This is a genomic window from Halovivax sp., from assembly GCA_007119345.1.
Classification (GTDB): Archaea; Halobacteriota; Halobacteria; order Halobacteriales; family Natrialbaceae; genus Halovivax.
The window spans coordinates 1-5,981 of sequence record SKPV01000170.1 but is presented as its reverse complement, the minus strand read 5'-3'; the positions used below and the strand labels follow the sequence as shown (position 1 = coordinate 5,981).

The 5,981-nt window shown below is 69.4% G+C and carries 9 protein-coding genes and 1 pseudogene; 4 read left to right on the top strand and 6 right to left on the bottom strand.

The features are described 5' to 3' along the window. Both QZT59_RS11525 and queC read left to right on the top strand, forming a co-directional pair. The coding region (locus tag QZT59_RS11525; protein ID WP_290816083.1) for a GTP cyclohydrolase I at positions 1–388 on the top strand (388 nt) is incomplete at its 5' end. Next, positions 385–1,164, top strand: a complete 780-nt coding sequence (gene queC, locus QZT59_RS11520) for a 7-cyano-7-deazaguanine synthase QueC (RefSeq protein ID WP_290816080.1) — start codon at positions 385–387, stop codon at positions 1,162–1,164. The genes QZT59_RS11525 and queC, both read left to right, overlap by 4 nt. 44 nt (positions 1,165–1,208) lie before the next feature. Here the strand turns inward: queC and QZT59_RS11515 are convergent, their stop codons facing one another. The 4 genes from QZT59_RS11515 to QZT59_RS11500 all read right to left on the bottom strand — a co-directional run bounded on the left by QZT59_RS11515 (position 1,209) and on the right by QZT59_RS11500 (position 2,687). Then, a complete protein-coding gene (locus QZT59_RS11515; protein ID WP_290816077.1) occupies positions 1,209–1,532 on the bottom strand; it encodes a DUF5615 family PIN-like protein in 324 nt (107 codons plus the stop codon). Beyond that, complete coding sequence (locus QZT59_RS11510) at positions 1,529–1,813, bottom strand: DUF433 domain-containing protein (RefSeq protein WP_290816075.1); 285 nt, start codon at positions 1,811–1,813, stop codon at positions 1,529–1,531. The genes QZT59_RS11515 and QZT59_RS11510 overlap by 4 nt, the downstream gene beginning before the upstream one ends. A 108-nt stretch (positions 1,814–1,921) precedes the next feature. Next, positions 1,922–2,224: a nucleotidyltransferase domain-containing protein gene (locus QZT59_RS19220; protein WP_394348650.1), complete on the bottom strand. Its 303-nt coding sequence runs from the start codon at positions 2,222–2,224 to the stop codon at positions 1,922–1,924. A 46-nt stretch (positions 2,225–2,270) separates the two neighbouring features. Continuing rightward, complete coding sequence (locus QZT59_RS11500; protein WP_290816069.1) at positions 2,271–2,687, bottom strand: universal stress protein; 417 nt, start codon at positions 2,685–2,687, stop codon at positions 2,271–2,273. A 397-nt stretch (positions 2,688–3,084) separates the two neighbouring features. On the opposite strand from QZT59_RS11500, the gene QZT59_RS11495 reads away from it, so the two are divergent. Next, a complete protein-coding gene (locus QZT59_RS11495) occupies positions 3,085–3,303 on the top strand; it encodes a hypothetical protein (protein WP_290816066.1) in 219 nt (72 codons plus the stop codon). Positions 3,304–3,330: 27 nt separating this feature from the next. On the opposite strand, the gene QZT59_RS11490 is transcribed toward QZT59_RS11495, so the two are convergent. Next, on the bottom strand, positions 3,331–4,113 hold the full coding sequence (locus QZT59_RS11490) for a hypothetical protein (protein ID WP_290816063.1): 783 nt from the start codon (positions 4,111–4,113) through the stop codon (positions 3,331–3,333). Between the two features lie 382 nt (positions 4,114–4,495). Between QZT59_RS11490 and QZT59_RS11485 the strand changes: the two genes are divergently transcribed. Then, positions 4,496–5,428, top strand: coding sequence for a phosphatase PAP2 family protein (locus QZT59_RS11485; RefSeq protein ID WP_290816060.1), 933 nt, complete (start codon positions 4,496–4,498; stop codon positions 5,426–5,428). A 315-nt stretch (positions 5,429–5,743) separates the two neighbouring features. Here QZT59_RS11485 and QZT59_RS11480 read toward each other — a convergent pair. Further along, positions 5,744–5,981: pseudogene (locus tag QZT59_RS11480) on the bottom strand (hypothetical protein); the annotation flags it as partial.

Sequence of the window (5,981 nt, the reverse complement as noted above, 5' to 3'; positions counted from 1 at the left end):
CGACGCCCTCGTCGTCAAGACCGGGATCCCACTCTACAGCCTCTGCGAGCACCACCTGCTCCCCTTCCACGGGACGGCCCACGTCGCCTACCGGCCGAACGGCCGGGTCGTCGGTCTCTCGAAACTGACCCGCTACGTCCGCTGGCGCGCCCGGCGACCCACAGTGCAGGAACGCCTGACGAACGAGCTCGCCGCGGGCCTCGCCGAGGAGATCGGCGCCGAGGCGGTCGCCGTCGAGTGCTCGGCCACCCACCTCTGCGAGGCGATGCGGGGCGTCGAAACGGCCACCGAGACGACCACCCGCGCCACGGTGGGCGAGCTCGACGAGCCAGAACGCCGCCGGTTCGCGGACGCGATCGCCCGCGCGAACGGAGGTGCCCGCAGATGACGGGGAACAGCTTCGCCGACGAAACCCGACGCGCCGTCGACTCCGCGGACGATCCGAAACGCGCCGTCGACTCCGGCAACGACTCCGACGACGAACCGAAACGCGCCGTCGTCCTCGCCTCGGGCGGCATGGACAGCGCCACCGCGGCTTACGAGGCCCGCGAGCGCGGCTACGACCTCCACTTCCTGCACACCTCCTACGGCCAGCGCACCGAGTCCAAGGAGTACGAGTGCGCCCGCGCCCAGGCCGACGAACTCGACGCGGACTTCCTCCACGTCGAGACGGACCACCTCGCCGCGATCGGTGGCTCCAGTCTCACCGACGAGTCCCGCGAGATCGCCGACGCCGACCTCGAGAGCGATGAGATCCCGGACACCTACGTCCCGTTCCGGAACGCCAACCTCCTGTCGATGGCCGTCTCCTGCGCCGAGGCGAACGGCTGCGACGCGGTCTTCCTGGGCGCCCACAGCGAGGACTTCGCGGGCTACCCCGACTGCCGACCGGCCTTCTTCGAGGCTTTCCAGCGAGTCGTCGACGTCGGCACCGCGGACGACACGGAGATCGCGATCGAGGCGCCGTTCGTCGAGCGCTCGAAGACCGACATCGCCGAGCGCGGCCTGGAGCTCGGGGTCCCCTACGAGCTGACCTGGAGCTGCTACCGCGACGAGGCGCCCGCCTGCGGCACCTGCGACGCCTGCGCTTACCGGCTCGAGGCGTTCCAGCGCCTCGGGGAGCGAGATCCGATCGAATATCGGGAGCGGCCCGAGTACGGGTGACACCGAGAAGGCGATCGATCCGTACGACGAGCGACGATCGACTGTTAAACCCAACCGTTCGGGACGTGCCACACCCGGTCCGCAAATTCGTCGCGATCCACGTGCTGTGCTATCCGCTGGACGGCGGTGACAACGTCTCGAGCGGGCGTCGTCTGTTCGTCGAGAAAGAATATCCCGGGATGATCGTCGAAGGCGAAGAAATCATCGTCGTTGGTGAGCAGCACGCGGTCCGTTTCGCGGCAGTGATCGACGACACTCGGGTCATCGGTACCGAGATCGACGTCCTGAACCCGCTCTAGGTCGTACCCTTCCTGCTCGAGTAATGTTACGATGGAAGCTTTGACATTCTCGTCGCAACACAACTTCATGCGGTCTTCGAGAACGATTCGGGGGAGGGCTGGCGCTCACGGCTCTCCTGGATTCGTTCGTTGCGACGTCGCCGCCACTCGTTCATCTCCTCGATGTTGTCGTAATAGTAGGTGAGTGCGCGGTAGACGTCAGCGAGGTCGAGGTCGAATTCGGTTGCGATCGTATCGGGGGACATCCCCTCCTCGTGGATCCACTCCGCGATCTGCAGGACGCTGATGCGGTGGCCGTCGATTCTGGGCTGGCCACCCATCACGTCCTCCGTCTTCACGATCTCGCTCATATAATCACTGTTTGCGTCTACCCCGATAAACCCTCGTCCGCGCCGTACGAAGCTGTGAGCGCGTCGCGTGCCATCGCCAGTTCCGCCGACGGGGCGTCGCCGCACTCGTCAGCCATAGAGCGCCTGCGAGTCCCGACGAACGGTTCGGAAGAACGGTCGATCCCGCGCTCGCTCGTACTCGGATTCGGTTCGAACGACCAGTGAGGGGACGACACTGTGTGCCAGTTCGACGTCGTACGCCAGCTCCCGAACGTCGTTCTCCAGCGCTGCCGGGTCGTCGACGTCGTCCGAAAGAACGACCAGCAGATCGACGTCCGAGTGAACGCCCCGTTCCTCGGCGCGAGCGACGCTCCCGAAGAGAAGGATCCTCTCGATGTCGTCGCCGAAGCGTTCGCCGCCGAGTTCGGGCAACCGCGGACGTGAACGCCGCGCGCCGCGGGGTGTTCCGAACCGCCGTTCAGGCCGGATTCGTCACCGTCAGCACCGGCACCGTCGTGTTCTCGAGCACTTCCTCCGCTACGCTGTTGTCGAACACGCGATCGAGCCCGGCGCGCTCGTCGGTCCCCATCACCACCAGATCCGCCTGCTGCTCGACGATGTGCTCGAGAATCTCGTCGGCCGACGTCCCCTCCCGGAGCGCAGTCGCGACGGGGACCCCGGCGTCGTCGGCGGCCGCCTCGACTGCCTCGACCGCCTCCCTGGACTCCTCCTCCGGATCGGCGCGAATCTGATCGCGCTGGACGGCTCCCGCCCCCTCGATCACCGACAGGGCGTGGACGGTGGCGCCGAGTTCGGCCGCCAAGCCGACTCCGTGCTCGACCGCGCGCGCTGAGGTTTCGGTACCGTCCGTCGGGATCAGGACGTGATCGTACATGCCCGATTGTATGACCGGGCGTCGGGAATAAGCGGGCCTTGCTGGTGCCGCCGAAGGCCGTCTCCCGGCGACGATGACGCTCGCCGCCGTTCGTCCGCATCCTTCGACCGCCGACCCACTCGCAGTCGACCGCCGACCGCTCCGTTCGACCGCCCGACTGGCTCGCGGTCGACCGCCGACCGTCCGTTCGACCGCCGACCGCTCCGTTCGACCCCCGACTGGCGCGCGGTGGACCCCCCGACGGGCACGCGGTCGACCACGGACCAGCGCGCGTTCGGCCCGCGATCGACCACGGACCAGCGCGCGGTCGACCACGGACCAGCGCGTGGTCGGCCCGCGATCGGCCCAGCCCCGTCGACCAGTGATATTTTGTCGGTGCCCCACAGACCTTCCGTCGATGACCGACGACGACCCGACGGTTCCCATCGTCTGTGCCGAGTGCGAGACGACCTCGCGCGTCCCGCTCGACGACGTCGGGGACGCGGTCGACCGCCACAACGACCGGCTCCACGACGGCGAGGCGATCGCCGAGGTGGATCCGGCGCTCAAAGAACAGCTGGCGGACCTCGTCGTCGAGGATCTGGGCCTGCTGGACGACGAGGGGCCGCCGTCGTAGCGGGCCCAGCCCGGACTCGGCGCTCGCTCAGCCGCTCAGGCCGTCCCGGGCCACCGAGCGGATCGTCAGGTCGTAGCTCTGGGGCGCCCCGGAGAGGTCGACGCGGATCACCAGCACGTCCAGGCGCGGCCCGCGCTCGGCGAGGCGCTCCATCCGGTCGCGCTGGTGGCGCTCGAAGCTCGTCGAGCCGTGCTTGACCTCCGCCAGGTATCGCCGGAGGACCGGCCCCTCGTAGCCGGAGGGGTCGGAGGCGGTTCGGCGCCGGACGACGAACGAGAAGTCCGGGTGCCACTGCCCCTCGACCTCGGGATCGAGGCCGCCGACGCGGGCCGGTTCGTCGTCGACCTCGACGCGGATCTCGTCGGGGTCGACCTCGAGGTCGCGGGCGGCGTAGGCGAGGATCGGCGGCGGATCCCAGCGGTAGGCGCCGAACAGCGCCTCCGCCAGGGCGCCGACCTGCTGGGCGCGCGCGTCGAACGTCCAGCCCGTGGCGGGATCGCCCCGGGACTCCGGCGTCGGCTCCGGCTCCCGGAGTTTCACCAGGTAGGCGTCGACGTCCGCGGGATCGTTCGGCGCCGGCTGCTGGAAGCGCAACCCCGGACAGTCGACGGCGTGGACCAGCTTCGTCACCGCGTCCGCCCGGCTCTCGTAGCTGACCACCTCGCCGACGGTCTGGCGGAGGGTCTCGATCTCGGCGGCGGCCTCGCACGCCGACCGCTTCAGCGCCACCCGGAACGGCGAGGCGTCCGGCACCCGCCCGGACTCGGCGACCTGGTACGGCTCGCCCGGCCACTGCTCCTCCCAGCTCATCGTTTCCATCGAGTGTCGTCCAGGAGCATCAGTGTCCCGCTCCCGGCGGGCTCGATGGCGGGGTACCGATCCCCGTTCCGTCCCGATTCAATTTCCCACCTCGTCACGGTTCGGCTTCCCACTCTCTCCCGGTTCGGCTTATCCACCTCGTCCCGGTCCGGCTCCCCGTACCATCCCGATCCACCTCCCCACCTTGTCCAGATTCGGCCCCCACCCCGTCCAGATTCGGCCCCCCATTCCGCCTCGGTTCGGCTCTCCACCTCGTCCCTGTTCGGCTCGCGCTTTCACCTGCGCCCCGCCGCCGAGCGTGTCAGGGTTCGACACCGTCACGGAACCTATCAAATCCCAAGACATACCGGCCCGAGCGGCGTAGGGGCCGACGATGTGGTTCGATCCGGAGGTCGTCAGAGCGGCGGCCGACGCCTCGCCGGAGTGGCTCGTCCTGACGCTGGCCGTCCTGTCGTTTCTCGGGAGCCTGTTCGTCGTCGCGCCCGTCGCCGCCTGGTGGTACGTGCGCGGCGACCGGGAGCGGACGGGGCCCTGGTTCGCCGGGATGCTCGCCATCTACGGCGCGATGACCGCCTCGAAGGCGTTCTCGCCGGTCGACAGACCCGCGGTCGAGCCGCCGATCGCGGTCGCCGAGGTACCCCTGGCGCTGCAGCCGCTGTACGCCCACGCGGCCCTCATCGACACCGCGAGCTTTCCCAGCGGGCACGCGCTGGCCGCGCTGGCCTTCTGGGGGCTGATCGCGATCGACGCCGACGTCGGCACCCGCCCGGCCCGACTGGCCGCCGCCGCGGGGATCGTCGTCGTCGTCTCCGCCAGCCGGATCGTCCTCGGCGCCCACTACGTCGGCGACGTGGTCGGCGGCCTCGTCGTCGGCGCGGTCGTCCTCGGGGCGATCCTGGCGCTCCGCGGGCGACTCCGGGACCCCACGGCCGGACTGTTCGCCGTCGCCGGTGCGCTCGCGACCCTCGCGATCCTCGCGGGGAACGTCCGGGCGTTCGCGGTCCTCGGCGCGGCCGTCGGCGCGCTCGCCGCCTGGCGACTCACCGACGGCGCCACCGAACTCCCCGAGGGCTACCGCACGCTCGCCCGTCAGCGACTCGCGACGGTCGGCGGTTGCGGCCTGTTCGTCGCGCTCTCGGCGACCGGCGCCGCACTCACCGGCCATCCGCTCGCTCTGGCCCCGCTCGCCGCGGCCGCCGCGGCGCTCGTCGTCGCCGCGCCGGTGCTCGCCGACACGCACGGATCGATCCGACCGCCGGCGATCGCGAAACTCGGTACGACCGCGTCCGACGGGCGGAACGAGTGAGAGACGTCGGGTGTACGTGTACCTTTTTGCTGCGGGTTGCTGAAAAATCGAAGATTTTTCGCATCACGAAAGCGCGACGCGCTTTCGAACGACCTCGCTCGCTTCGCTCCCTCGAACCGCTTGCAAAAATCTACGCTAAAAAGGCCGCCTCCGCGGGGCTTCGCCCGCGGATGCGAGCGGTCATTGTTCGGCTGTTGAAACGAGGTTCTTACACCCGACGTCGATCGCGAGACGGTAGCCTCGTCGGAGAAACGCCGGTCGACGGTCAAACACCGGATTCGGCGGGAGAGCGGGGACCGAGCCGAAGTGGACCGCTCAGGACTCCGGTTCCGTCGGGCCGTCCGACTCCGCGTCCGTGGACTCGTCAGACTCGACGTCGGTCGTCTCGACGGACTCGGCGTCGGTCGTTCCGACGGATTCCGCTCCGGCCGATCCGACGGACTCGATCTCCGTCGTGCCGACGGAGACCGTCAGCACGCCGTTGTTGTAGACGGCGCGGTGCTCGTCGTCGAAGCGCCAGGTCGCCGTCGGCGTCCGGAAACTGCGCTCGTCG